Source organism: Kosakonia sp. ML.JS2a (assembly GCF_025642095.1).
Classification (GTDB): Bacteria; Pseudomonadota; Gammaproteobacteria; order Enterobacterales; family Enterobacteriaceae.
On record NZ_CP106754.1, the window covers coordinates 3,848,848 to 3,872,976 of the forward strand.

The following is a 24,129-nucleotide window of genomic DNA, read 5'->3' on the forward strand; positions in this document are numbered from 1 at the left end:
GAAAATAAGTAAATACAATGGCCTGAACAGACCTGTCTGACGGTTGCCGGGTGTACTATATCGGTGAAAACAGTCACCGGAGTCAGTAATGAATATCATTGAAGTCATCATGTCGGCGGGTAAAGTCTCGGTAGATGTCGCGTTATATACCTTGCTGCCGATCATGGTGGTGATGCTCATCATGATGAAATACCTGGAAGAGAAAGGCGTGCTGGATGTCATTGTTCGCCTTACCGCCCCCCTTCTGAAACCTTTTGGCATCAGCGGCATGGGCATTTTTGCGCTGATCCAGCTTAACTTTGTCAGTTTTGCCGCCCCCCTCGCCTCGCTGGCGCTGATGGAAAAAAGAGGCGCCTCCGACCGCCATCTGGCGGCAACGCTGGCGATGCTTTTCGCGATGGGTCAGGCGAACGTCTTTTATCCGCTTACCCCATTTGGTCTGCACTGGGGAATGGCAATCGCCATTTCACTGGTTGGCGGGCTGGCCGCCTCCACCCTGACCTATTATGTGACCGGGCGAAAACTCTCGCAGGTCACTCTGCGTGACGAAGAGAGCGAGCGGCAGCGGGATAAACCACGCGCAGGGTTGATTGCCGTGATTAATGGCGCAGGCGCAGATGCGATTCGTCTGTCGCTGGGTTCATTGCCGATGCTGCTGTTGTCGTTAACCGTGGTGGGATTGCTGAAAGCCGCAGGCGCGGTAGAAGCGTTAACCTCGTTGCTGACGCCGTTGCTCTCCTTTTTCAATATCTCAAGCGTTTATGTGTTGCTGGCGCTCACCAAGTGCATGGCGGGCGGTACCGCCTATTTTGGCGTGGCGTCGGAAATGGTGCAGCACGGCCAGCTTACAGCACAGCAGATCAACGCATCCGCGGGGTTCCTGGTGCAGACGCTGGATTTACCCGGCATCGGCATCTTTTTAGGCATCGCCAGCCGCTTTGTCCGGCTGTTTCGCTTTGCGCTGCCTGGCGCGATCGTCGGCATTTTGGTGCGCACCGTTTTGCATGTGGTGGTGTTTTAACGCACGAGGGCACGCGGTGTGCCCTCACCCGGCAATCGCCATGACGGCTCTATTTTGCCAGCGCGGCCGCCATCCCGGCCGTGCATTTGACCGGGTCGAATTCAATGACCTCATAATCGGCGATCCCTTCCCGGTAAAAGGGATCGTTTTGCAAAACCGCATCCAGCGTCGTACGCGGCAGCGCACGGGTTAAAATCACGCCGCCATTGCGCGGATTCAACGGGCCGGAAGCCAGAAAATAGTCCTTTTTATAGCCCTCATCGAGAAAAGCGCGGTGCGCTGCAACAACCTCATCCACCTGATTTACCGGTTTTTTATATTTCAGCATGACAATAAACATCAGCGTACTCCTTTGAACGAATGGTTTTTTATCAATAGGTTACGTATTCAGTATTCATGCCGATAATATTGAGGTTAACTATCCACTCTGGCCAGTGTCATTTTTAACCCAGTTGAGACCCAATTTGTTGTGGACATAAAACTGCTGCGATCGTTTGCCGTTGTTGCCCGGCTTGAACACATAGGGCAAGCGGCGGAAAGGCTGAATATTTCGTCATCGCCGCTGAGTCGGCAAATTCAACTCCTTGAAGATGAGCTCGGGGTGGTGCTGTTTCATCGTGAGAAAAAGCGACTCCATTTGACGACCGAAGGTGAGAAATTCCTCGACGAAGTGGGCCCTTTTCTTCAGCACTACGATCGTCTGAAAGAACACGGAAAGCACCTCGGTCGGGCGAATAGCGGGCGGATTGATATTGGCTATGTCGAAGCCGCCATTCACTCCCGCCTCCTGCCGGATACCCTCGCCGCGCTGGATTTATCACCCGACATCGACATTCGTCTGCATGCCATGCGTTCAAAACAACAACTTGAACAGCTACAGGATCGGGTCATTGATATTGCGTTTTTACACACGCCGCCTGCCGCAGACGCGCCGTTTTGTCAGAAAAAGATCTTCAGCGAACCCGTGATGCTGGCGATGCCGAAAGCGAAAGCCCTTCCCGATCCGACGCCCGCCGGGCTGCATAATCACCCGTGGATAGCGGAGCAAGAGAGCCTGAACCCGGCGGCACGCAGTCGTTTACTTGAGGCGTGCCAGAAAAGAGGCTTTACGCCACACATCAGCCTGGAGGTGTGTGGGCCACTGGCGGCGCTGTCATGCGTCGAAGCGGGTCTGGGCTTTGCCTTCATTCAACAAAGCCTGGCGTCCATTGCCTCGGATAACGTGACCGTCGTTACGCTACCGTGGCTACCGCTGGACGTGACGCTGCACATGGTATGGAGAAAAGAAGAAACAAAGCCGCTGGTGCAACGTTTCCTGGCGGCTTTCCGTTAACGCCTCTCCCCGGTTAGCGAACGCCTGCTAACCGGGGACACGCCGCGCTTTCAGGCTGGCGCTTATTTCTTCACCGTATCTTCCAGGAAGAAACGGCCCAACGGGTTCTGGTAGAAACCGTCGATATTTTTCCGGGTAACGTTGCGGTACGGGCTGTAGTAGAGATCGATCCAGTTAACGTCCGCTTTCGCCATTTTTTGCAGGTCGATATACATCTGCTCGCGTTTTTTCGCATCCATTTCAACACGGGCGGCCGCCACAAGCGCCTTCACCGTGTCGTTTTTATAGCGCGTCATGTAGTTCATGTTGGTGTCATGGCCCAGCACAAAGGTGGTCTTCTGGTCCGGGTCGAGAATATCGTTGGTCCAGTACATCACCGAAATATCGTACTCACCCGCCACCAGCATATCCCAGCTCTGGCTCGGGTCGACTTTCTGCAAATTGACCTTCACGCCCGCTTTCGCCAGCTGCTGTTGCAGCAGGATAGCGATTTGTTCGTCCACCTCGTCCCCGGCGTTCACCACATAGTTCAGCGTCAGATCCGACGCCCCCGCGGCTTTCAGCATCTGTTTGGCTTTTTCCGGATCGTAAGCGCGGCGCAGGTTATCGTTGTAGTGATACACCGCGCCCGCAGGGATATAGGAATTCGCCACCTGGCCATAGCCAAAGGTCACGGTTTTCACGATGGCGTCTTTATCAATCGCAAAATCCAGCGCCTGGCGCACCTCGACTTTGCCCAGCGCCCCGTGCGAGTGGTTAATCAGCAGATGATCTTCACGGGTTGATGGATCTAGCTCCACCTTCAGATTGCCGTCTTTTTGCAGCGACGCAATACGCGAGAACGGCACCGTCAGCGCGGCATCCAGCTCCCCGGCCTGCACTTTCAGCATGCGGGTGTTGTCATCCGGAATGGTTAACCAGTCCACTTCATCAAGGCTGACATTTTTCGCCTGCCAGAAGTTCGGGTTCTTCACCAGCACGATTTTTTCGCCGCGTACCCACTCTTTCACGCTAAACGCGCCGGAACCGACCGGTTTTTCTGCAAAGGTCTCCGCCCCTTCCGCTTTCAAGGCTTTCTCGGAGATGACCGAGGCATTTGGTAACGCCAGTTGCGACAGGAACGGCGCGGACGGGGATTTCAGGGTCACCACCAGCGTACGCGGGTCCGCCGCTTCGGCGCTGGCGATAATGCTGTAGGAGTCGCGCCACAGCGATCCGGCATCATCCCGGATACGCAACAGGCTGAACGCCGCATCGCTGGCGGTGAGCGGGGTGCCATCGGAAAACTGGGTGTCGCGAATTTTAAAGGTATAGACCTTGCCATCCGGCGAAACGCTCCAGCTTTCCGCCACGCCGGGCTCCAGTTTGGTGCCGGTTTTATCCACCCGCACCAGCGGATCGAACACGTTGGAAAATACCCAGTTGTCGGCGTTTTGCGCCGATTTGATCGGATCGAAGGTGGTGCTGTCTTCACGACGACCAATGGTTAACACCCCGGCCGCCTGCGCCATTTCGCTCACCACGCTCAGCGCAAGGAACACGCTGGCCGCCAAAAACTTAACATGCTTGTGCTTCATCAAAGGATCCCTCAGTTAAAGGAAAAACCGTCTTATCGCCTGCATGCGCCAGCACGCAGGTCCAGGCGTGATCGGCTATCTGCCGGGTGGGGGGTGCGTCGGTGCGACACTGCACCTGCGCGTGGGGGCAGCGCGGATGAAAAGCGCAGCCCTGTGGAACAGCAATCGGACTCGGCGGCTCGCCGCCCAGCGCCGTATCCGGTAACGGTTTATCCGGATCGATTTCCGGGATCGCGGCAACCAGCGCTGCGGTGTAAGGATGACGGGGCCGGGTGAATACCGCTTCCGCAGGCCCCTCTTCAACAATGCGCCCGAGGTACATCACCGCCACCCGATCGCACAAGCGGCGGACAATCGCCAGATCGTGGGCGATAAACAGAATCGCCAACCCCATCCTGTCGCGCAGATCCATCAGCAAATTGACAATTTGCCCCTGAATCGAGACATCCAGCGCGGCAACGCACTCATCCGCCACGATCAAGCGGGGTTCAATCGCCAACGCGCGGGCGATCCCTGCGCGCTGACACTGACCGCCGCTTAACTGCCCCGGTCTGGCACTGGCCTGCTCCGGGCGTAGCCCTACCAGCGTCAGCAGCTCCGCCACTCTGGCTCCTACCGCATGACGTGGGACTTTTTGATGAACCCGCAGCACTTCGGCAATGCTTTCGCCCAGCGTCTGGCGAGGGTTGAGCGAGGCGAAAGGATCCTGAAAAATCATCGCCGTTTGCTGGCGTAAACGCGCCACGTCGCTCTTCAGACCGTGTGTAATACGGCTCCCATCGAAACGCACTTCGCCTGCGGAAATCCGTTCAAGCTGTAATAGCGCCCTGCCAAGCGTGCTTTTGCCGCTACCGGACTCGCCCACCAGGCCGAGGGTCTCCCCGGCGTGAAGGGCCAATGTCACCTGGCTCACCGCCTGGACGACGCGTTTTTTGCTTAGCAGACCGCCGGAAACCGGAAACGTCACCGAGACGTTATCCGCCTCCAGCAGCGGCCAGGTTGCAGAAGTGGACATTATCTCTCCCGGTGTGTGAGTGGCTGTAAAGCGTGATGACAGGCCGCCGCATGGGTCAGACTGTCGCGTCGGGTCAGCAACGCGGGTTGCTGTTGGCAATCGGCGCTGGCCCGCTGGCAGCGGGGATGGAAACGACACCCCACAGGAAACCGATCGGCCATCGGCGGTTGCCCCTCAATGGTGACAAAGCGCCCCTGCCCGCCTTCGCTCAACGGCTGGCAATCAATCAGCCCGCGGGTGTAAGGATGCAGCGGCTGCGCCAGAACGTCGCGCTTGCTGCCCACTTCGCACAGCCGCCCGCCGTACATCACCGCAATACGGTCGCAGGTTTGCGCCACCACGCCGAGATCGTGGGTGATCATGATCATCGCCACGCCCAGTTGCTGGCGCAGATCGCTCAGCAGGCGCAAGATCTGCATCTGCACGGTGACATCCAGTGCCGTTGTCGGTTCATCGGCAATCAGCAGCGACGGTTCCGGCGCCAGTGCCACGGCGATCATCGCCCGCTGGCGCATACCGCCCGAAAACTCGTGGGGATAGTTGTTGACCCGGTTTTGCGGATCCGGAATGCCCACCTGGCGCAGCAATGCTTTGGCGTCTTCCCGCGCCTGCGCCCGGCTGACGCCAAAGTGCAGGCGACGGCTTTCCGCTATCTGATCGCCAATCGTCATCACCGGATTAAGGTGACTGGCGGGGTTCTGGAAAATCATGCCGATTTCACGCCCGCGCACCGCCGACATCTGTGCTTCGCTGAGCGACAAAATATCCCGCCCGCCGAGCACCACTTCGCCGCCGGTGATCTGCAACCCCTGGCCGGGCAGCAGGCGCATCAACGCCCGGCAGGTCACGGTTTTCCCGGAGCCGCTCTCCCCTACCAGCCCCAGCATCTCCCCGGCGTTCAGCTGAAAAGAGACCTTGTCCACCAGCGCAATGTCCGGCGCGCGGGAAATGGTTAACTGCGTTACCTTCAGCAAAGTCATACTCGCTCTCCCAGTTTGTCGCCCAGGCCATCGGCAATCAGGCTGAACCCCATGGCGAGCAGGACGATCGCCAGCCCCGGAAAGGTGGTTATCCACCATGCGGTCGTGATAAAGCTCTGCCCTTCCGCCACCATGACGCCCCACTCCGCCGTCGGCGGTTGGACGCCAAGGCCGAGATAACTGACCGCTGCGCCGTTCAGCAGCACCAGCACGCAATCCGACATGGAAAACACCAGTGCGCCAGTCAGGGCGTTAGGTAACAGATGGCGAAACAAAATACGCGTATGCCCGTAGCCAAGGCTGCGCACCGCCAGAATGAAATCCCGCTGTTTTAGTGTCAGTACCTGTGCGCGCACCAACCGGGCGTAAGAGACCCACCCCACCATCGCCATGGCGATATAAAAACTGCCGAGACCTGGACCGAGGATGGCGATGATCGCCAGCATCAGCACCAGAAACGGGAACGCCAGCACGATATCGATAACCCGCATGATCGTCGCATCCGCCACGCCGCCGAGATAGCCCGACAGCGCGCCAAGCGTGGTGCCGAGCATAAAGGGGAACAGCACGCCCAACAGGCAGATTTGCAGATCTACCCGCGCGCCCCATACCACGCGGGAAAAGATGTCGCGGCCGAAGTTGTCCGTGCCGAGCAGATGAACATGACCCGGAGGCAGTAAACTGGCGGCGGCATCCTGCGCGATGGGATCAAACGGTGCCAGCCAGGGTGCCAACAGCGCGGCCAGCAGCCATAACCCCACGATGATGATCCCGGCGCTGAGCGCATGCTGGCGGGGCAAAACCCGACGCCGTAACCCGGCAATGGCCGTTATCGCACTCATAATGTCACCCTCGGATCCAGCGCCACCGTCAGCACGTCCGCCAGCAGGTTGACCATCACCGTGGCCAGCGCAAAGACCATCACCACACCTTGCACCACCATGTAATCGCGGCTGAAAATCGCCTTCACCAGCAGTTGCCCCAGCCCCGGAATGGCAAACACGCTTTCAATCACCACCGTACTGCCAATCAGCCAGCCAATATTGACCGCCAGTAAGTTGAGAGTCGGCACCAGCGAGTTGGGAAAGACGTGACGCCAGAAAATGCGGCTTTCGCGCTGTCCGCGAGCTCTGGCGGCAATGACATAATCGCTGTTCATCTCCATCAGCAGGCTGGCGCGCAGGTTACGAATCAGTACCGCCGACAACGCCAGCGCCACGGTCAGACAGGGCAATGCCATATGGTGCAATTGGTCGGTAAAATCGCTGCCGTAGCCCGACACCGGGAACCAGCCGAGCACCACACTGAAGACAATGATCAGCATGATCCCAAGCCAGAAGGCGGGAAAACCCAGCCCGGCAGTGGTGAACAGGCGAATGCACTGATCGGCAATGCGTCCTCGCTGCCGCGCCGCCAGCGCCGCCAGCGGTACGGTCAACAACACGGCCAGCACGACGCTGCCGAGTACCAGCCACAGCGTGGGCTCAATGCGCGAGCTGATGAGTTTGAGCGTATCGACGCGGTAAACGAAGGATTTGCCCAGTTCACCCTGTAACAGATTGCGCAGAAAGTAGCCGTACTGTACCCACAGCGGTTCATCCAGCCCGAATTGCGCACGGATGCGCGCCAGCGCCTCCGGGGTGCTGCGCACGCCCAGCAGAATGCGCGCCGGATCGCCGGGGATTGCCCGCACCATCGCAAACGTAATGATGCTGATCCCCAGTAATACCGGCAGCAGTTGCAGCGGGCGGAATAACAAAAATCGGTAACGATGCATCAGCGAACTCCTGTGGTGCAGCATGCCGGAAGCGGTAAAAAAAGCGCCCTGCGTTGGTGCAACACACCGTGAATGATCTGCGTACTGCCCGGTTGTCCGGGCGTTTTCTTTACGCTAACGGCATCGCCGGGAGCTGGGTAGTTAGCAAAAATACTAGTTTTGCGTCCTCTCCCGGGGCGGCACCGGAATTGCATACCTTTGTGGAGGTGACGGTGAATTTGCACAAACCATGCCCGTGGCATGGCGGCACGTAACGTGAGGGGGTAATGATGCGGGTTGAAATCGAACGTCCTGCCGCTGCGGGCGTCAACAGGCTGGAAGAGGCTTTCGACGGGCTGTTCGCGCAAACGCAAGCCCTGGGTTTTGATGCGGTGATTTATGACTACACGCCGGTACCGCGCTCGCTGGAAGGCGACCTTATCACGCCATCGCTACTGGAAATGCGCAATGTGCCGCAGGACATGCGCCAGCTATGGTGTGAACGGGGTTACTACCAGGTGGATCCGGTTCAGCACTTTGCGCTGGAAAGCTGCGCGCCGTTTGTCTGGTCCTATCAGCGCCCGGATCGCAGCGCGTTGCAGGGACGGCTGGATAACACCGCCCGGCAAGTGACCCACTATATGCGCGATCACAATATGCCGTGCGGCGCGACGGTGCCGTTGCATCTGCCAAATGGCGGGTTTGTTACGCTGACCGGCATTGTTGCCCGCCAGCAACAGGAGCGGGATATCAGCGATACGCTGGCGCAACTGACGTTCCTCGCGCACCGCTTTCAGGAGTCGGCGTTTCCGCTGTTCGATGCCTCAATGCGCACCTGTCGCCATGTCAAACTGAGTAACCGCGAGCGTGAATGCCTGGCGTGGTCCGCCGAAGGACTGACGGCAAAAGAGATTGCCCGCAAACTGCATCGTTCGGTCGCGACGGTCACGCTGCATTTGAACACTGCTGCCAAAAAACTCGGCGCCACAAACCGCGTGCAGGCGGTGGTCCGCGCATTGCACTACCGTTTGCTGGACAGTTAAGAACTAGCATTTTTGCTAGTGTTCAGTCGTGCCTTCGGCGTTCTAACCTGAAAGTCGGTTCACTTAACAGGGTAAACGTCATTCATGTACACCATTCGCGAAGGCTATGCCCCCTTCCGGGAATACCAGACCTGGTTTCGCATTTGCGGCGATCTGCACAACGGACAGACGCCGCTGGTTGTCGCCCACGGCGGACCGGGCTGCACCCACGACTACGTCGACGCCTTTAGAGATATCGCCGAAACCGGGCGCGCGGTGATCCACTACGATCAGTTGGGTAATGGTCGCTCGACCCACCTGCCGCAGAAAAGCCCGGATTTCTGGCACCCTTCGCTGTTCCTCGACGAACTGAACAACTTGCTGCACACGCTGGCAATTGCCGATGATTACGCGCTGCTCGGTCAGTCCTGGGGCGGCATGCTGGCGGCGGAGCATGCGGTGAATCAACCGCAGGGGTTAAAAGCGGTGATCATTGCCGACTCCCCGGCGTCGATGGCGTTGTGGCTGGAAGGCGCGGCGAAGCTGCGGGCAGAGCTGCCGCCGGAGGTGCAGGCGACGCTGCTGGAACATGAAGCGGCAGGCACGCTGGACAGCGCAGACTATAAAGCTGCAAGTCAGGTGTTTTATCAGCGCCACGTTTGTCGCCTCTCCCCCTGGCCTGACGAGGTAAAACGCACCTTCGAGGCGATGGATGCCGATCCCACGGTGTATCACGCAATGAATGGCCCGACGGAATTTCACGTTATCGGCAGTATGAAGCACTGGACGATTATCGACAGGCTGCACCGGGTTCGCGCGCCAACGCTGCTGATTTCCGGGCGCTACGATGAAGCCACGCCGGAAGTCGTTCAACCGTTTATGGACAATATTACCGGGGCGCAATGGGTGATATTTGAATCCTCCAGCCATATGCCCCATGTCGAAGAGCGGCAGTTATGCATGAAGACCGTCAGCGACTTTTTAGCGAAAACCTGTTGATGTACTTCGCCAACACCGTGTTGATTGTGTTTGTTCCTTTTTAAGCGCCGCAAGGCGCTTTTTTTAGCGCTTTGACACCCGCAGCGCTGTTCGCCGATGGCCGCTCTGCGCCGCTGCGCATGGCCGCATACACCGAGCACAGCTCCTGCAGGCTACGGGTGCCGGTGCGCTTCATCATACCGTTGCGTTGCACGCTAACCGTGGTCGGGCTCACGCCGCGAATGCGGGCGATATCATCCACCGAATGCCCGCGCAGCAATAGCCGCATGATCTGCTGCTCGGCGCTGGTGAACTTAAAGGTGCGGTGGTGATAACCAGAATGCCGGTTTTGCTCCGACAGCAGCGTCATGACATTCAGCGCCTGACGCAATTCTTCAGGACGGATATTTTCCGCCAGGCACAATTTCACCAGTCCGGGGAAAAGCAGCGTTAGCGAATCAAAATGGCGTTCGGAAGAGATAATAATGGCGTAATGACCGGGGGGATGGGAGAAAAACAACGCGTACATTTCCACAATATCCATACCCGTGGTCACGTATATTGCCGATTCGCTGCCGGGGGAATGGCGACGCTTTTCCGGACGCAGATCCCTGAGTATTTTCTCAATTCCATAGATGAAAAGGCGATCCTTCCCATAGATTGTCATGTAGGTACTCCAGAGGTAATGTTTTTATTTTGGCTCTCCGTGGACGGAGGCATTTTCTGTTTTTTCCTGATTGTTAGTGATGTTTTCAGGCAGATCAACTCACCAGAACCGGTTTGTTTAGGTTTCGTTTATACGGCAAAGACAGCAACGCGGTGATGATGTCCCTTGCGTTTCGCTTACCGATGTTCCCAGTGTATTGCATTTTTTGTCAAATGTTCGCGTTTTATTCCAGGAATAAATTTACCACGCTATTTATTTAGCCCCCTAAATACTATTATAACGATCACATACACCACTGTATGTAAATCGCAAAACTTATTGATTTTAAATAAATTATTTACATTAAGATTATCTTTATAAACGCATTTTTACTATTTTTTATTCTCTCTTTAAAGTTCGATCTTAGTCTCAAAACATTATTTCAAATTGTGTAAAAGTGCGTTCCAGTTAGTTCATTGTTATCGATTAAAACGAAGAAATCTGTTGCTGAGCAATCATTCAATGATCCTTAACAACGTATTCTGTGTGGTGAATCCCCCTAAGCGGCGGGGTCATGCTGATATGAGATTAACCTCAATGAGGTTCCATTTTTATGGACGAATTGTGGAGATCGGCCTGCAATTCACCGGGAGGCACCCGGCACCACACGCCACTTTAAATACGCAGTATCGCCGCGGTTATCTTTAGCCATCGCAGGTGACTATATTCGGCATAATAATTAGGCCTGCTAATTATATCGCTTTGCAATGAGAGTGAATTATCCATTCCTCGTTGAATTAAACCATCTGCAATTTCGCAGAGGACATCTTGTACCTTTTGACTATAAATAATAGGGGTTTTTATGTTACGCACGCTTTTATTCGTTACCGTACCTTTAATGAGCATTGCCGCCCATGCTGTGACATTTGATTATCGTCATGAAATTAATGACAGCGGAGGAAATAATCACAAAGACCGTTTATTAATGTCACACCGTTTTGCCAATGGTTTTGGTTTGTCGCTGGAAGGCAAATGGAAAGGTTCACAGAATAAAGACAAGGCTTATCACGAAACGGTCAGCAACGGCACCGAAGTGGTTGCCAGCTATGTTTATAAAATCAACCCCACTTTCCAGATTGAACCGGGCTTCTCACTGGACTCCAGCTCCAGCTCTAACAACTACCGCCCGTATCTGCGCGGAAAAGTGAACATCACCAGCGATGTCGGCGCCACGCTGCGCTACCGTCCTTACTTCAAGCGCAACTCCGGCAATATCGGCACCACAAAAGATACCAGTGAAAACGGCTACAACCTGACCGCCGCCATCTCCTGGAAACTGTTTAATGATTATCAGCTCGACTACGAGCTGGATTACAAACACGCCACCTCTGCGGGCGTGCTGATTGCCGACAACGAAAACTATGACTGGTCACATGATTTTAAATTAACCTACAAGCTGGATAAAAACTGGTCGCCTTACGTTGCCGTGGGCAACGTTTCCGGCAGTAAATACACCGATGAGCGTCAGACCCGTTATCGCGTGGGTGTGAAATATAACTTCTGATGCCAGGTGGCAGGTATTTCAAATTAATCAGGGATTTCGGCGGAAATCCCTTTTTTAGCGATGAGATGAAAAATGAAACGTTCAACACTGGCGCTAACGATTGGCCTGATAAGCCTCTTCTCTTATAACGCCGCTGCGCAGGAGAGTGCACGACTGAGCAGCGTAAAAACCTTTGCCGATACGGTTATCGACAAAGCCGGCGATAAGCAACACCCAGGCGTACCGTTGCTGGCAAATGGCGTGGATCCACGCACCGGCAAACAGATGGAGTGGATCTTCCCCGACGGGAGAACCGCCGTGCTGTCAAACTTCTCGGCACAGCAGAACCTGATGCGCGTTCTGGTGGGGCTGAGCAATCTGACCGGCGAACCGAAGTATAAGCAACTCGCCGAAAACAACGTGCGCTACTACTTCCAGCACTATCAGGATAAGAGCGGCTTACTGCTGTGGGGCGGGCACCGCTTTATTGACCTGAAGACGCTGCAACCGGAAGGGCCAAGCGAAAAAGAGAAAGTGCATGAGCTGAAAAATGCTTACCCGTACTACGAGCTGATGTTTGCCGTCGACAAACCCGCCACCGCACGCTTTATCCGCGCGTTTTGGAATGCACACGTCTATGACTGGAAAATACTCGAAACCAGTCGCCACGGCGAATACGGCAAAGCGATGGGCAAACTGTGGGCCAGCGATTTTGAACAGCAGCCGCCGTTCTTCGCCACCAAAGGGCTGAGTTTCCTTAATGCCGGGAACGACCTGATCTATTCCGCGTCCCTGCTCTGGCAATACGATCGTGAGCAAGGCGCACTGACCTGGGCGAAGCGACTGGCGCACCAGTACGTTCTGCCCCGCGATAAAAAAACCGGACTGGGCGTTTATCAGTTTACCCAGGCGCTGAAACGCGCTGAAACCACCGATGATACGGATACCAACTCGAAGTATGGCGATCGCGCGCAGCGTCAGTTTGGCCCGGAATTCGGCCCGGACGCGCTGGAAGGCAATATGATGCTGAAAGGTCGCACCAGCACCCTCTATTCGGAAAATGCATTAATGCAGCTGGCGCTGGCAAAATCGCTGGGACGCGATGGCGAGGATATTAAAAAATGGACGCTGGATGGCCTGAAAGCGTTCGCCCACTATGCCTACGATGCGCAGACCAACAGCTTCCGGCCGATGCTGGCTAATGGCACCGATCTTTCGGGCTTCGTGTTAAAACGCGATGGCTACTACGGTAAAAAAGGAACGGTGCTTAAACCTTATCCGGCAGGCAATGAGTTTCTGCTCTCTTACGCCCGCGCCTGGACACTGGAGCAGGACGCGGAAATCTGGAAAGTGGCGCGCGGCATTGCGCAGGGCCAGGGGCTGGGAGACATTGGCGAACCAGGCGGTAAAAACAGCAAGCTGGATCTGAATACCCAAAACAGCGAACCGTACGCCATTTTCGCACTGATCGACCTGGCGCAATCCACCGGCAATAAAAGCTACCTTGAACTGGCGGATAACGTGGCGAAGAACATCATCGCCAGCAAACGTCTGAACGGCTTCTTTGTTGACGATCCCGGCTATATCTATGCCAATATCGACAACATTGCGCCTTACGCCCTGCTGGCGCTGGAAGCCGCGTTTCGCGGGAAACCGGATGCCGTCGCCCCGTTCCTGAACGGCGCGGGGTTCACTGAAGGGGCTTATCGGCTGGAAGATGGCAGCGTGCGGTACTCGACGCGTGATGATGAGCTGTTCAGCCTGAAACCTGGCGAGCAGCTTAAACCGAATGGGAAAAAGTAATCCTTTCAATCCCTCTTACGGCGTCGCCGTGGGAGGGATTCCCGCATTATCGCCCGGCACTCGCCCTGACAAGATAAATAATAAAGAGTCTTTCACATTCCGGTTTGCGTTTTTTCTTAATAAAAATAAAAATCATAAAATTCAAAACAATAAAAAAACGCATCCATTATGGCTGTTACACAATTAATTTCATTAATTTTGACTTAATCTAAATTAATGTCAGTGAGAGCATCCCCCCTGCTAAAAAAATAAAAAATAGCAGCATCACAAAAACGAGCCCACACTCAATTAACACGCATAATGTATTAAATAAATCCGCCATTCTGCCGTTAACGATGATAAGAACCAGAACGATCTCAGTATTACAAGGTATTGTATGAGTATAGCTGATGGCAAAACGCCCTATCCTCAGACCGGTAACACACATAGCATCATGAAGCAGACCATCATTCTGATGGTTTCGTTGATGAGTTTTATCTTTCTGACCACCCTGTTTGCACTGATGCAAACGGAAAATGACTTAATTCAGACGACCTATAAACGTGACAGCCATTTATTAGTCAAAGCGCTTGAAAATACGCAGGAAAACATCCGGTTGCATCTCGCCGATAATGCAGACTGGGACGAAGCGTATGATAATTTACATCGCCAGATAAACACGCGCTGGGCGTGGGATGAGAAAAATCTGGGGGCGTCGCTATACACTAAATTTGGCTATGATGGCGTCTTTGTTATCTCACCGACAGGCACCACACCTTACAGCGTTGTTGACGGTCAGTTACAGACCATTTCGCTTGAGCAAGCTCTCGGCTTTAACCCCATTAATGCGTTAAAAAAAGAGCTGCTGGCCAGCAACGGTCAGGCGATTTCACATCTGATGACGCGCAGCGGAACACCGGCAATCCTTGCCGCGGCCTGGATCATCTCTGACGATACCGATGACGTTATCAGACCGGCTGAGCGTTCGCTCATGGTGTTCGTGGATACATTAACGCCCGCGAAACTGCAACGACTGGGGGAAGAGTACGGCATTAACCAGCTTACGCTCGCCACACCTGGCGCCAAAGGCAAAAATAAAGCCACGATTAACATCGGCAGCACATCACTTGACCTGCAATGGAACAATAAAAACCCGGCGGATACGCTGTTAACCTGGGTGCTTCCTCTGCTGGTCCTGCTGATGACAACCTCGGTGCTTTTCGCCTGGAGCCTGGCGCGCAAAGCATTAGCCAGGGCGCGAATGAACGATGAAAAAACCTTCCTGCTGGAGCAGAGTCGTCAGGCGCTATCCACCAGCGAACGCCGTTTTCGCGATGTGGTGGAGACCACGACCGACTGGATCTGGGAAGCAGATGAACAATTGCGGCTTACCTGGATTTCCACCCGTTTCCCGGTGGTTACCGGCAATCATATTGAAGAGTGGCTGGGGCGCAGTTTTCTCGACTTTCTGGTCGGGGAAAACAGCACACTCGCCACCTGGCTTGAGTTACCGCATCCCGGTAACTGCCTTACCCTCTCGCAATGTGGTTATGTCTCAGCGCTGGGCAGCCCGCGTTTTTGTAATTTAACGCTCAAGCGTGTACTGCTGGCGGATGGCAGTCTTGGCTTTCGCGGAACCGCCACCGATATCACGCTGGAAGTGGAAACCAGCGCGCGTATTCAATATTTGTCGCATCACGACGAAATAACCGGGCTCCCGAACCGCTTAATGATGAAAGAGTTTCTGGATGGCAAGCTGCTGTCGAACAATGCGCAGGCCGGAACGCTGGTCATGATGAGTATTGATATCAATGACTTTAAAGCCATTAATGATATTTATGGTCATGCGGCGGGAGATAAAGTACTGAGCGAAGTCTCAGAAAGATTACGTAAATGTGTACGCAGTACCGACCTGGTGGCTCGCCAGGGTGGCGATGAATTTATTGTTATCTTACCGGATGTTGAAAACGAACAAGATATTCAGGTGTTCTGTCAGCGGATCATTGCGGAAATTAACCAGCCGCTGTTTATTCATGGCAATGACATTCACCTCGGTGTCAGCATTGGTATTGCACAATTACCGAAAGATGCGCTGACCGCAAAAGATTTACTGCGCTACTCGGACATTGCTCTTTATAAAGCTAAAAACGCCGGCAAAAATAATTATGTCTTTTATCAGCCAGATATGGAAAGACAAATTGTGCAACGCCGTGAACTTGAAAGAGAATTACGTGTAGCGATTAATGATGGGCAACTGTTTTTGTTATACCAGCCGCGCTACGATCTTCGCAGTTCACGCATTACCTCTGTAGAAGCGCTGGTCCGCTGGCAACATCCGGGTTACGGCCTATTAATGCCGGATCTGTTTATTCCGCTGGCGGAGGAGACCGGTATTATTGTTGATCTTACCGATTGGGTATTACGCAAGGCGTGCGAAGAAGTGGGACAATACTTTGAAAATATGTCGGTTTCCGTCAATATCTCCCCCGTTGAGTGTCGGGATCCGTCGATGGTGTCACGGGTAAAAAATGCGTTGCAGAAAGCGGCATTCCCGGCATCACGGCTGGAGTTAGAATTGACTGAGAATATTACGCTCAATGGGCCGGACACCACCAAGTCAGTGATGCATGAGTTAAAATCATTAGGCGTCAAATTACTTATTGACGACTTCGGCACCGGTTATGCCTCATTGCATTATCTGAACTGTTTCCCCTTTGACGGCATCAAAATTGATAAGTCATTTGTCTTTGGAATGAATGATTCTGAGACCGCACACAAAATAGTAGAAAAAATCATTGGCCTCGGAAAAGATTATAACCTGGAGGTCACCGCTGAAGGTGTGGAAACACTCGAACAACTGGAGCAACTTAAATCTTATCAATGTGACATTGTTCAGGGGTATTTTATTAGCCGCCCCACTACGCTCGATAAAATTAAACTTAACGCAAATTTTAACGACGAAGAGACATTATTAACAACTGAAAAACACTGAGTCTGCTAATTATCAAAACACTCACTGCAAATATAATTATTTCTGTGACGAAACCACTGGAAAATTACCATCCCTTATGTTCTATTATCCATAAATTGATTTAAATCAATTTTCACATCGTAAAACGCTTTTTCAAAAAAACAAAAGACCGTTTTATAAACGCCTGAGGCGTTCTGGTCACGATAACCAGGAGGGTAAAATAGCCGGACTGCAGGCCAAACCAACCTGAAGGGTAATATCTATTACCGGGGGAAACATGATGACAATACTTCGCGATATAACTATCCGTAAAATGCTGCTGATCATTCTGTCGTTATTCAGCATTATCTGGGCAATGGCTACCTTCCTGACGTTTCAAAATTTTTCGAGAATCGATCACTTATTAACGCAGAATGCTGAACAAAAAAATGCCTACTCATTACTGGTAAAAGGCAACGATCAGTATTTCCGCTCAGTAACCCGGATGTTACGCGCAGTAGATTTTCAACAGTCTGGCGATGAAGCTAACGCAGAAAAGACCTTTGCCTCCTCAGGTAAAGCGCTGGCCATCACACAAGATATGCTGGCGAAGTTTCGCCAGGCCCAGCACCCTGGCGTGGATAAAGAGGTGGTCGATGCCATGGTTCGTGACTGGGAAACCCTGCTGAATAATGGCATCGTGCCGATGCTGAATGCTGCACAAACGAAACAAACCGATCAGTTTCGCGAACTGTTTCGTAAAACCTATCCGCCGCTGAGCGTACAGTTTGGCGCCACGGCGGAAAAATATACCCAGGCAATCCAGTCCAATGACTTACTCGACCAGACCCGTTCTCAGGTCGTCTTTAATAAATATGTCCTGATCAGCGCGCTGATAGCCGGTATTTTGACGCTGCTTCTCACCGACCGCTATCTGGTGGGCTTCCTGGTAAAACCGATTGGTATGATCAAAGGTCACCTGGAACTGTTAACGGCAGGCAAACTCAATCATGAATTGAATGAGTTTGGCCGTAACTGCGCCGGGCAATTGATTCCTTATATTCGCAGCATGCAGGAAAGCTTACGCACCACGGTTGAAACGATTCAAGATAGCTCCACCGCGATTTATCGCAACACTAACCAGATCCGCGAAGGCAATGATGAACTCTCCGGGCGTACCGATCAGCAGGCCGCCGCGCTGCAACAGACCGCAGCCAGTATGGAAGAGTTAACATCGACCGTGCGAAATAATGCCGACAACGTCCGCGATGCGCGCAAACTGACAGAAGAAGCGCAACATACCGCACAGAAAGGGGGCGAAATCACCGCCACGGTGGTGAAGACGATGCACGGAATTTCCGAAAGCTCGCAGAAAATTGCCGACATCACCACGGTGATCAACGGCATCTCCTTCCAGACTAACCTGCTGGCACTGAACGCAGCGGTAGAAGCGGCACGTGCGGGTGAGCAAGGTCGCGGTTTTGCGGTGGTCGCCAGTGAGGTTCGCGCATTGGCGCAACGCAGCGCGCAGGCAGCGAAAGAGATCGAAACATTAATTCAGGAATCCGTCACCCGTGTGCAAACCGGTGCGGAGCAGGTTCAGGAAGCGGGTGGCGCAATGGCAAAAATTATCACCTCCGTTGAACAGGTGAATAAATTAATGACCGAGATCTCCGTTGCTTCCGAAGAGCAAAGCCGCGGGATCGAACAGATCGGCCAGGCCATGACCGAAATGGATGGCGCGACGCAGCAAAACGCCGTGCTGGTTCAGGAAGCGAAAGCGAACGCCGTCTCACTGGAAAAAGAAGCTGAGCAGTTAAACAAAGCCATCGCCCTGTTTGATTCCGGAGTAAGCACAAGCCGGCACACCGCTGAGAAGAGCAGTAAAAGCTTACGCAAACCTGCCAATCTGGCGCTGGCCTCATCCGGTGATAACTGGCAGTCGTTCTGACCCATTTCTGCATGATTGACTCTGCGCCTGAGGCCCCCCCTCAGGCGTTTTTTATTGCTTCCACCTGCTAAAAATTTCCCTAGCCAACTGATATTCCTTCTTTTTCTGCTGAATGGCGAAAAATACACCTTGTGCTAATTTTTTTGAGGTGCAGAAAAGAAAAAGAGGGCTTTAGCATGAAGTTCAATGATGAGCAGACGGGACTCATTGGATTAGCCATTGGCGCAGCAGTGATTGGCCTGGTTGCAGAACGCAAGTCGATCAGCCGGGACACAATTATTGAGGAAATTGAACGACAAGGCAGAAACCGGGGCGACGGCGTTGAAGATGCGGTTTTTCTGAAAGCAGCGGATCTGGTGCGTAAAGGTGTGTGACCGTCAGCCCGCCAAAGGAGGGTGGGCAGACGTTTAACCGGCATTGACGTGTTATTTCACCGTGCCTTTCACGCCATGCGGCTCGGCGCGCCGGTATTGCGGCGCGATCTGCACAGCGCCATGAAGCGCTGCGGCGGCATGCCACGGCCAGCGGGGATCGTAGAGCACACCCCGCGCCAGGGCGATCAGATCGGCCTCGCCCTGTTGCAGAATGCTTTCCGCATGTTGCGGCTCCGTGATCAACCCGACGGCAATGACCGGCATCCGGGTCTGCTCACGCAGTGCTTTGGCAAACGGCACCTGATACCCCGCCGTCACCTTGATGCTTTGCAGCGGCGAGAGCCCGCCGCTGGAGACATGAACATAATCGCCGCCTGCCGCCTCAATTTTCTGCGTCAGTACCGTGGACTGGGCTAAATCCCAGCCGCCTTCCACCCAGTCGGTGGCGGAGATACGAATCCCCACCGCCACCGTTGAAGGCACCGCGTCACGCACCGCACGGAAGACTTCCAGCGGAAAGCGCATCCGATTATCGAGGCTGCCGCCATACTCGTCACTGCGCTGATTAGAGAGCGGCGAGAGAAACTGATGCAATAAATAGCCGTGGGCGGCATGGATCTCAATAAGCTCAATACCCAGCGCTACCGCGCGCAGGGCGCTGTCGACAAACCCCTGTTTCACCCGCGCCAGATCCTGTGTGGTCATTTCTCGCGGAGCACGTTCCGCAGGATCGTGGGGCAGATTCGATGCAGAAAGTGTTTGCCAGCCGCCCTCTTCAATTGAGAGCTGCTTACCGCCTGACCACGGGGCGCTGACAGAGGCTTTACGCCCGGCATGACCAAGCTGGATACCGATTTTTATCGGCGAATAGTGGCGAATATCCTCAATAACTTCACGCAGTGCTGCCTGCGTTTCATCATCCCACAGGCCGAGATCCTGGGGAGAGATGCGGCCAGCAGGCTCTACCGCCGTGGCTTCAATGATCAGCAGCCCCGCGCCGGATAACGCCAGGTTACCCAAATGGATACGGTGCCAGGCGGTGGCTTTCCCCTCGACGGCGGAATACTGGCACATCGGGGCTATGACGATACGGTTATCCAGTTCAACCTGACCCAGGTTGACTGGCGAAAACAATTTGCTCATTCATCATCCTTATTCCGGCTGTTTAATGACGCGCCCGGACAGCAAAAGACAATATTATCCGCCCATGACTCTCCGCCGGATGCCCAAACTTGTCGTTGGCGGAATGTGCCCTTTTTGGGCTGTTCATTTTCAAAACCTGTTTAAAGAGGTGGAGATATCCCGTCGTTATAGCTGCGTCACACCGCGCGCCGCCGCCTCGTCCCGCCACTGCAACAAGGGAACATACGCCTGCCGGGTGACCGGGGAGAAACCACCAATCAACGCAGCCGCACAACGCTCCTGATAGCGCACGTCATTCACTAACTGGCGCAACGCTGCCTGCAAGAGCACCACGGTCTTCACGGGCGTCTGGCTGGCTGTGATCAGCGGTAATCCGGGGGATAGCGGGCTTTGCCCTATCACCGCCAGCCCGGTGAGTAACGCAGGTTGATGGCGTTGCAAAAGCGCGTACGTAACGCAATCAATCGCGGCGAGATCAGCCTTTTCCTGCTGGAGTTCAGCCAGCGATTGCCGGTGGCTACCGCTAACGGCGACGTAGGCAAAGAAGCGCCCCGCTCCCGGTAGCTGTGCAACCTTATAGCGCAGGGCGTTATAGCCGGATTGGGAGTCCACGGCATTGCACACGGCACGGCGACCGCGAAAGTCCGCCAGCGTTTTTCCGCGATCTGCTTCGCGCGCCACCAGCAGACTGCGATAGTGGATACCTTCGCACCCCGGAGCCAGATAGTGAAAACAGCCCACGGTCTGCACCTCGCTCAGGGTGGTCATCAACGGATAGCCGCAAGTCTGGCTAAGCAACACATCGTCCCGTTGCCAGTGGCTAAGCAGATCGCCGCCGGGCCAACAGCGCTCCGCCTGCAAGCCGTGCTCCGCCAGTATGGTTTGCAAGGCCTCCAGCAGCGCACGCGTGTGCGAGCGATACAGGTCATACATCGGCAACGCAATGTTACTCATCGCGCTGTGGGAAACCAGGGTGTGCATTCACGTCCACCGGGGTCAATAAAAAGCGTCGTAACCATTCACTATAGCCGCGCACCAGAAAACCACGATTGCGCTGCCGCCAGGCGGCCTGGTCACGCAGATAAATCGTGCGTAAACCATACCAGGGCACACCGGGCAAATCATGGTGGATCGCATGATAATTCAGGTTGAGAAACAGGATGCGCCACGGTAGCGCCGCTTCGTTGATCACCGAACGCGCCAGCGGATCGTCCGCTGCCTGGTGTTCGAGAAATGAGCGGATTTTAGTGATAGCCAATGCCGGGTAACTCACCATCAGCACATACCACAGCGCCGGGAAGTCGCAACAGGCCAGCCAGATGAAAACCACAGCCAGCAGCGCCATATGGACAATCCACATGGTTATCGTTTTACCTTGTCGCTGACGGAATGCCCGCACCATACCCGCCAGCAGTTGCCCGATGTCCAGTAACGGCGACAGCAGCAGACGACCGATAAAAGTATTACGTAAATGAATAACCGTTCGCCGCCAGCCCGACAGGTGTTGCCAGCGATGAGGGGAAAAATAATAGGACTCCGGATCGTCTTCCGGCAGGGTCAGTAAATGGCTGCGATGATGCGCCAGGTGGGAGTCGCGGTAGAGGCCGTAAGGGTACCAGATCGCCAGCGGCAGGCTCCCCAGCAGTTGGTTGAACCAGGCAACACGCGTAGGGTGACCGTGGATCAGCTCATGCTGGACCGACATATACCAGCAGGTAAACACCACCAGCAGCACCGTTGCAGGCAACAGCCCCAGCGTTTTCCACCAGGCCAGCGTGGCGAACCAGCCGCTGTAGACCGCAATGATCACGCCCCAGGTAGGCAGTTCGCTGCGCCATACCCAGCTACGGGATAGCTGGCGGATAAAATCACGCTGCTGTTGATGTAAATAAACCGGACGCCCTTTCGCCATTCACGCACACGCTCGCTGCTTGCTCTTTTCAGCGCAACGATGCGAGAGGAAGCCGGAAATGACAACGTACTTAAATCACTTAGCTATTGCACAAAACGGAAAATCTCACGCCCCCGCTGCTAACGGGGGCGTGTTGTTTCTCGCGCTTAAATCTGCGCCATACCGCCATCGACGAACAGCTCAGCACCGTTAATAAAGCTGGCGGCATCGGAGGCCAGAAACGCGACCACTTTGCCAATCTCTTCCGGTTCGCCGAGACGGCCCAGCGGCACTTGCGCGGCCAGCGCATCGAACAATCCCTGGCGATGTTCATCCGGCACCAGGTCCCCCAGACCCGGCGTACGCACCGGCCCCGGGCTGACCACATTCACGCGGATCCCGCGCCCTTGCAGATCCAGCGACCAGGAGCGGGCAAAGTTACGCACGGCCGCTTTACTGGCGCTGTACACGCTGAAGCTGGCAGTGCCCTTGATCGAAACGGTCGACCCGGTCAGGACAATGGACGCGCCGTCAACCAGTAACGGCAGGGCTTTCTGTACGGTAAACAGTACACCGCGCACGTTGGTGGCAAAAATACGATCAAAATGCGCTTCCGTGATAGCGCCTAATGGCAACATATCGCCGCCGCCTGCGTTGGCGAACAGAATGTCGAGCCGCCCGGCACTTTTGGCGATGTGCGCATACACCGTGTCGAGATCGGACAGTACCGATGCGTCAGCACGGAAGCCGATGGTGTCGTGGCCGATCTCTGCGACGGCGGCGTCCAGTTCTTTTTGCCGACGACCGGTGATAAACACGCGTGCCCCCTGCGCCACCAGCTCTTTCGCCGTTGCCAGACCGATCCCGCTGGTCCCGCCCGTTACCAGCGCAATTTTTCCGCTCAATGCAGTGTTCATGATTTATTCCTCATATCAGTATCGGGTTAATGGATGCGCCTGAACGTTCACCGCGTGTCGCCTCAGGCATGGCGGTAATGTAGCGCCGGGACTTTTATTGAAAAATAGTGAAAAATGAAAATGACTATTCACCACTGTGTATAATCATGCGGAACATTGCAGGAGAAGATCATGGATCAGTTAATGGCAATTCGGGCCTTTGCCCGCGTCGTGGAAGCAGGCAACTTTACCCGTGCGGCGGATTCGCTGGAGATGCCGAATGCAACCCTGAGCAAGCTGGTGCAGGAGCTGGAAGCGCACCTCGGCGTACGCCTGCTGCAACGCACCACCCGGCGGGTTACCGTCACGCCGGAAGGCCGTGATTACTATGAGAAAACGGCGCGTATTCTGCGCGATCTGGAAGATATTGATACCGGCTTTAACGCGGCGCGCAGCACGCCACGCGGCCAGTTACGCGTTGATATAGGCGGTTCGACAGCCAGAGAGGTGTTGATCCCCGCCCTGCCCGATTTTATGGCGCGTTACCCGGATATTCGTCTCGATCTGGGCGTGTCGGACCGCTCCGTGGACCTGATCAGCGACAACATTGACTGCGTGATCCGCGGTGGTCCGCTGGATAACTCGTCGCTGATTGCCCGCCATATTGGCGCGGCGACGCTGATCACCTGTGCAACACCGGGTTACCTGCAAACGTTCGGCACGCCAGCTTATCCGCAGGAGCTGAAAAATGGTCACCGGCTGGTCAGTTATCTCTCGCCGCAAACGGGCAGAGCGTTCCCTTTCCGCTTTGCCCGCGACGGCGAAAAAACCGAGATCAAAGTCGACCACCGCATTGGTATTAATGAGAGCAACGCCCATCTCGCCGCCGGGCTGGCGGGGCTCGGCATCATCCAGACGTTCAGTTATGCCGCCTGCGCGGCGCTGAAAGAGGGGGCGCTGGTGGAGATCCTCAGTGCGTGGCGCCCGGCACCGTACCCTTTCCACGTGGTCTACCCGCAAAACCGCCACCTCACGCACCGCCTGCGCGTTTTTATTGACTGGCTGCTGGAATGTTTCCCGGCGCGGATCAGCGGTCGCGTGATGAAATAAAAAATAGCTGTGCGGAAAATATTACCCCGTTAAACATTGTTGAATAAAAAACATCATGAAGAAAATATGAACAAAATATGTGTTAAATAAGTAATCTTGTATCTTTAATAAATGTTCAATAATGCAAGTTCACCCTAAGAATATTTTAACTTACTGTTTAT

Annotated in this window: 21 protein-coding genes; 10 read left to right on the forward strand and 11 right to left on the reverse strand. The window is 54.6% G+C overall.

Annotated features, from left to right (window positions below; genetic code table 11):
- Positions 1 to 88: 88 nt before the first annotated feature.
- Positions 89 to 1,021: a nucleoside recognition domain-containing protein gene (locus N7922_RS18315; RefSeq protein ID WP_263097662.1), complete on the forward strand. Its 933-nt coding sequence runs from the start codon at positions 89 to 91 to the stop codon at positions 1,019 to 1,021.
- 49 nt (positions 1,022 to 1,070) lie between these two features.
- Here the strand turns inward: N7922_RS18315 and N7922_RS18320 are convergent, their stop codons facing one another.
- On the reverse strand, positions 1,071 to 1,361 hold the full coding sequence (locus N7922_RS18320; RefSeq protein ID WP_263097663.1) for a YciI family protein: 291 nt from the start codon (positions 1,359 to 1,361) through the stop codon (positions 1,071 to 1,073).
- 129 nt (positions 1,362 to 1,490) lie between these two features.
- Here N7922_RS18320 and N7922_RS18325 point away from each other — a divergent pair, with 129 nt between their 5' ends.
- Positions 1,491 to 2,354, forward strand: a complete 864-nt coding sequence (locus N7922_RS18325; RefSeq protein ID WP_263097664.1) for a LysR family transcriptional regulator — start codon at positions 1,491 to 1,493, stop codon at positions 2,352 to 2,354.
- Between the two features lie 62 nt (positions 2,355 to 2,416).
- Here N7922_RS18325 and N7922_RS18330 read toward each other — a convergent pair whose 3' ends face one another.
- From N7922_RS18330 to N7922_RS18350, 5 genes are read right to left on the reverse strand one after another with little or no spacing between them, the layout of a single operon-like run.
- Positions 2,417 to 3,931, reverse strand: coding sequence for an ABC transporter substrate-binding protein (locus tag N7922_RS18330; protein WP_263097665.1), 1,515 nt, complete (start codon positions 3,929 to 3,931; stop codon positions 2,417 to 2,419).
- Positions 3,912 to 4,946, reverse strand: coding sequence for an ABC transporter ATP-binding protein (locus N7922_RS18335; protein ID WP_263097666.1), 1,035 nt, complete (start codon positions 4,944 to 4,946; stop codon positions 3,912 to 3,914). Before N7922_RS18335 ends, N7922_RS18330 begins: the two co-directional genes overlap by 20 nt.
- On the reverse strand, positions 4,946 to 5,926 hold the full coding sequence (locus N7922_RS18340) for an ABC transporter ATP-binding protein (protein WP_263097667.1): 981 nt from the start codon (positions 5,924 to 5,926) through the stop codon (positions 4,946 to 4,948). The genes N7922_RS18335 and N7922_RS18340 overlap by 1 nt, the downstream gene beginning before the upstream one ends.
- Entirely contained in the window at positions 5,923 to 6,768 is an 846-nt protein-coding gene (locus N7922_RS18345; protein ID WP_263097668.1) for an ABC transporter permease, read from the reverse strand. Before N7922_RS18345 ends, N7922_RS18340 begins: the two co-directional genes overlap by 4 nt.
- Positions 6,765 to 7,703, reverse strand: coding sequence for an ABC transporter permease (locus N7922_RS18350; protein ID WP_263097669.1), 939 nt, complete (start codon positions 7,701 to 7,703; stop codon positions 6,765 to 6,767). Before N7922_RS18350 ends, N7922_RS18345 begins: the two co-directional genes overlap by 4 nt.
- A gap of 266 nt (positions 7,704 to 7,969) precedes the next feature.
- On the opposite strand from N7922_RS18350, the gene N7922_RS18355 reads away from it, so the two are divergent.
- Together N7922_RS18355 and N7922_RS18360 are read left to right on the forward strand one after the other, a co-directional pair.
- A complete protein-coding gene (locus tag N7922_RS18355; protein WP_263097670.1) occupies positions 7,970 to 8,725 on the forward strand; it encodes a LuxR family transcriptional regulator in 756 nt (251 codons plus the stop codon).
- Positions 8,726 to 8,809: 84 nt separating this feature from the next.
- Positions 8,810 to 9,703, forward strand: a complete 894-nt coding sequence (locus N7922_RS18360) for a proline iminopeptidase-family hydrolase (protein ID WP_263097671.1) — start codon at positions 8,810 to 8,812, stop codon at positions 9,701 to 9,703.
- A gap of 40 nt (positions 9,704 to 9,743) precedes the next feature.
- Here the strand turns inward: N7922_RS18360 and N7922_RS18365 are convergent, their stop codons facing one another.
- Positions 9,744 to 10,349 carry a helix-turn-helix transcriptional regulator gene (locus tag N7922_RS18365; RefSeq protein ID WP_263097672.1) on the reverse strand — a complete coding sequence of 202 codons (606 nt, stop codon included), beginning with the start codon at positions 10,347 to 10,349 and terminating at the stop codon, positions 9,744 to 9,746.
- An 841-nt stretch (positions 10,350 to 11,190) separates the two neighbouring features.
- Here N7922_RS18365 and N7922_RS18370 point away from each other — a divergent pair.
- The 5 genes from N7922_RS18370 to N7922_RS18390 all read left to right on the forward strand — a co-directional run bounded on the left by N7922_RS18370 (position 11,191) and on the right by N7922_RS18390 (position 18,928).
- On the forward strand, positions 11,191 to 11,892 hold the full coding sequence (locus N7922_RS18370; protein ID WP_263097673.1) for an oligogalacturonate-specific porin KdgM family protein: 702 nt from the start codon (positions 11,191 to 11,193) through the stop codon (positions 11,890 to 11,892).
- Between the two features lie 72 nt (positions 11,893 to 11,964).
- Entirely contained in the window at positions 11,965 to 13,674 is a 1,710-nt protein-coding gene (locus N7922_RS18375) for a pectate lyase (protein WP_263097674.1), read from the forward strand.
- 376 nt (positions 13,675 to 14,050) lie between these two features.
- Positions 14,051 to 16,645 (forward strand): EAL domain-containing protein, encoded by a 2,595-nt coding sequence (locus tag N7922_RS18380; RefSeq protein WP_263097675.1) that lies wholly within the window; start codon positions 14,051 to 14,053, stop codon positions 16,643 to 16,645.
- Between the two features lie 259 nt (positions 16,646 to 16,904).
- Positions 16,905 to 18,554 (forward strand): methyl-accepting chemotaxis protein, encoded by a 1,650-nt coding sequence (locus tag N7922_RS18385; RefSeq protein WP_263100948.1) that lies wholly within the window; start codon positions 16,905 to 16,907, stop codon positions 18,552 to 18,554.
- Positions 18,555 to 18,730: 176 nt separating this feature from the next.
- Entirely contained in the window at positions 18,731 to 18,928 is a 198-nt protein-coding gene (locus N7922_RS18390; protein WP_263097676.1) for a hypothetical protein, read from the forward strand.
- Positions 18,929 to 18,979: 51 nt separating this feature from the next.
- Here N7922_RS18390 and N7922_RS18395 read toward each other — a convergent pair whose 3' ends face one another.
- The 4 genes from N7922_RS18395 to N7922_RS18410 all read right to left on the reverse strand — a co-directional run bounded on the left by N7922_RS18395 (position 18,980) and on the right by N7922_RS18410 (position 22,879).
- The gene (locus N7922_RS18395; protein WP_263097677.1) at positions 18,980 to 20,071 is read right to left on the reverse strand and encodes an NADH:flavin oxidoreductase/NADH oxidase; all 1,092 of its coding nucleotides are present in this window, start codon (positions 20,069 to 20,071) and stop codon (positions 18,980 to 18,982) included.
- 165 nt (positions 20,072 to 20,236) lie between these two features.
- Positions 20,237 to 21,052: a phosphate/phosphite/phosphonate ABC transporter substrate-binding protein gene (locus N7922_RS18400; protein WP_263097678.1), complete on the reverse strand. Its 816-nt coding sequence runs from the start codon at positions 21,050 to 21,052 to the stop codon at positions 20,237 to 20,239.
- Entirely contained in the window at positions 21,018 to 21,983 is a 966-nt protein-coding gene (locus N7922_RS18405; RefSeq protein ID WP_263097679.1) for a fatty acid desaturase, read from the reverse strand. The genes N7922_RS18400 and N7922_RS18405 overlap by 35 nt, the downstream gene beginning before the upstream one ends.
- Positions 21,984 to 22,129: 146 nt before the next feature.
- Positions 22,130 to 22,879, reverse strand: a complete 750-nt coding sequence (locus tag N7922_RS18410) for an SDR family oxidoreductase (protein ID WP_263097680.1) — start codon at positions 22,877 to 22,879, stop codon at positions 22,130 to 22,132.
- 171 nt (positions 22,880 to 23,050) lie between these two features.
- Between N7922_RS18410 and N7922_RS18415 the strand changes: the two genes are divergently transcribed.
- Positions 23,051 to 23,968, forward strand: coding sequence for a LysR family transcriptional regulator (locus N7922_RS18415; RefSeq protein WP_263097681.1), 918 nt, complete (start codon positions 23,051 to 23,053; stop codon positions 23,966 to 23,968).
- The last annotated feature ends 161 nt before the right edge of the window (positions 23,969 to 24,129 follow it).

Excerpts from the sequence above, each read along its gene's own strand:
- N7922_RS18375 (WP_263097674.1), top strand. The coding sequence starts at position 11,965 with ATGAAACGTTCAACACTGGCGCTAACGATTGGCCTGATAAGCCTCTTC.
- N7922_RS18315 (WP_263097662.1), top strand. The coding sequence starts at position 89 with ATGAATATCATTGAAGTCATCATGTCGGCGGGTAAAGTCTCGGTAGAT.
- N7922_RS18365 (WP_263097672.1), bottom strand. The coding sequence starts at position 10,349 with ATGACAATCTATGGGAAGGATCGCCTTTTCATCTATGGAATTGAGAAA.
- N7922_RS18330 (WP_263097665.1), bottom strand. The coding sequence starts at position 3,931 with ATGAAGCACAAGCATGTTAAGTTTTTGGCGGCCAGCGTGTTCCTTGCG.
- N7922_RS18395 (WP_263097677.1), bottom strand. The coding sequence starts at position 20,071 with ATGAGCAAATTGTTTTCGCCAGTCAACCTGGGTCAGGTTGAACTGGAT.
- N7922_RS18415 (WP_263097681.1), top strand. The coding sequence starts at position 23,051 with ATGGATCAGTTAATGGCAATTCGGGCCTTTGCCCGCGTCGTGGAAGCA.
- N7922_RS18385 (WP_263100948.1), top strand. The coding sequence starts at position 16,905 with ATGACAATACTTCGCGATATAACTATCCGTAAAATGCTGCTGATCATT.
- N7922_RS18350 (WP_263097669.1), bottom strand. The coding sequence starts at position 7,703 with ATGCATCGTTACCGATTTTTGTTATTCCGCCCGCTGCAACTGCTGCCG.
- N7922_RS18380 (WP_263097675.1), top strand. The coding sequence starts at position 14,051 with ATGAGTATAGCTGATGGCAAAACGCCCTATCCTCAGACCGGTAACACA.
- N7922_RS18335 (WP_263097666.1), bottom strand. The coding sequence starts at position 4,946 with ATGTCCACTTCTGCAACCTGGCCGCTGCTGGAGGCGGATAACGTCTCG.
- N7922_RS18400 (WP_263097678.1), bottom strand. The coding sequence starts at position 21,052 with ATGCACACCCTGGTTTCCCACAGCGCGATGAGTAACATTGCGTTGCCG.
- N7922_RS18390 (WP_263097676.1), top strand. The coding sequence starts at position 18,731 with ATGAAGTTCAATGATGAGCAGACGGGACTCATTGGATTAGCCATTGGC.
- N7922_RS18320 (WP_263097663.1), bottom strand. The coding sequence starts at position 1,361 with ATGTTTATTGTCATGCTGAAATATAAAAAACCGGTAAATCAGGTGGAT.
- N7922_RS18345 (WP_263097668.1), bottom strand. The coding sequence starts at position 6,768 with ATGAGTGCGATAACGGCCATTGCCGGGTTACGGCGTCGGGTTTTGCCC.
- N7922_RS18370 (WP_263097673.1), top strand. The coding sequence starts at position 11,191 with ATGTTACGCACGCTTTTATTCGTTACCGTACCTTTAATGAGCATTGCC.
- N7922_RS18355 (WP_263097670.1), top strand. The coding sequence starts at position 7,970 with ATGATGCGGGTTGAAATCGAACGTCCTGCCGCTGCGGGCGTCAACAGG.
- N7922_RS18360 (WP_263097671.1), top strand. The coding sequence starts at position 8,810 with ATGTACACCATTCGCGAAGGCTATGCCCCCTTCCGGGAATACCAGACC.
- N7922_RS18405 (WP_263097679.1), bottom strand. The coding sequence starts at position 21,983 with ATGGCGAAAGGGCGTCCGGTTTATTTACATCAACAGCAGCGTGATTTT.
- N7922_RS18410 (WP_263097680.1), bottom strand. The coding sequence starts at position 22,879 with ATGAACACTGCATTGAGCGGAAAAATTGCGCTGGTAACGGGCGGGACC.
- N7922_RS18340 (WP_263097667.1), bottom strand. The coding sequence starts at position 5,926 with ATGACTTTGCTGAAGGTAACGCAGTTAACCATTTCCCGCGCGCCGGAC.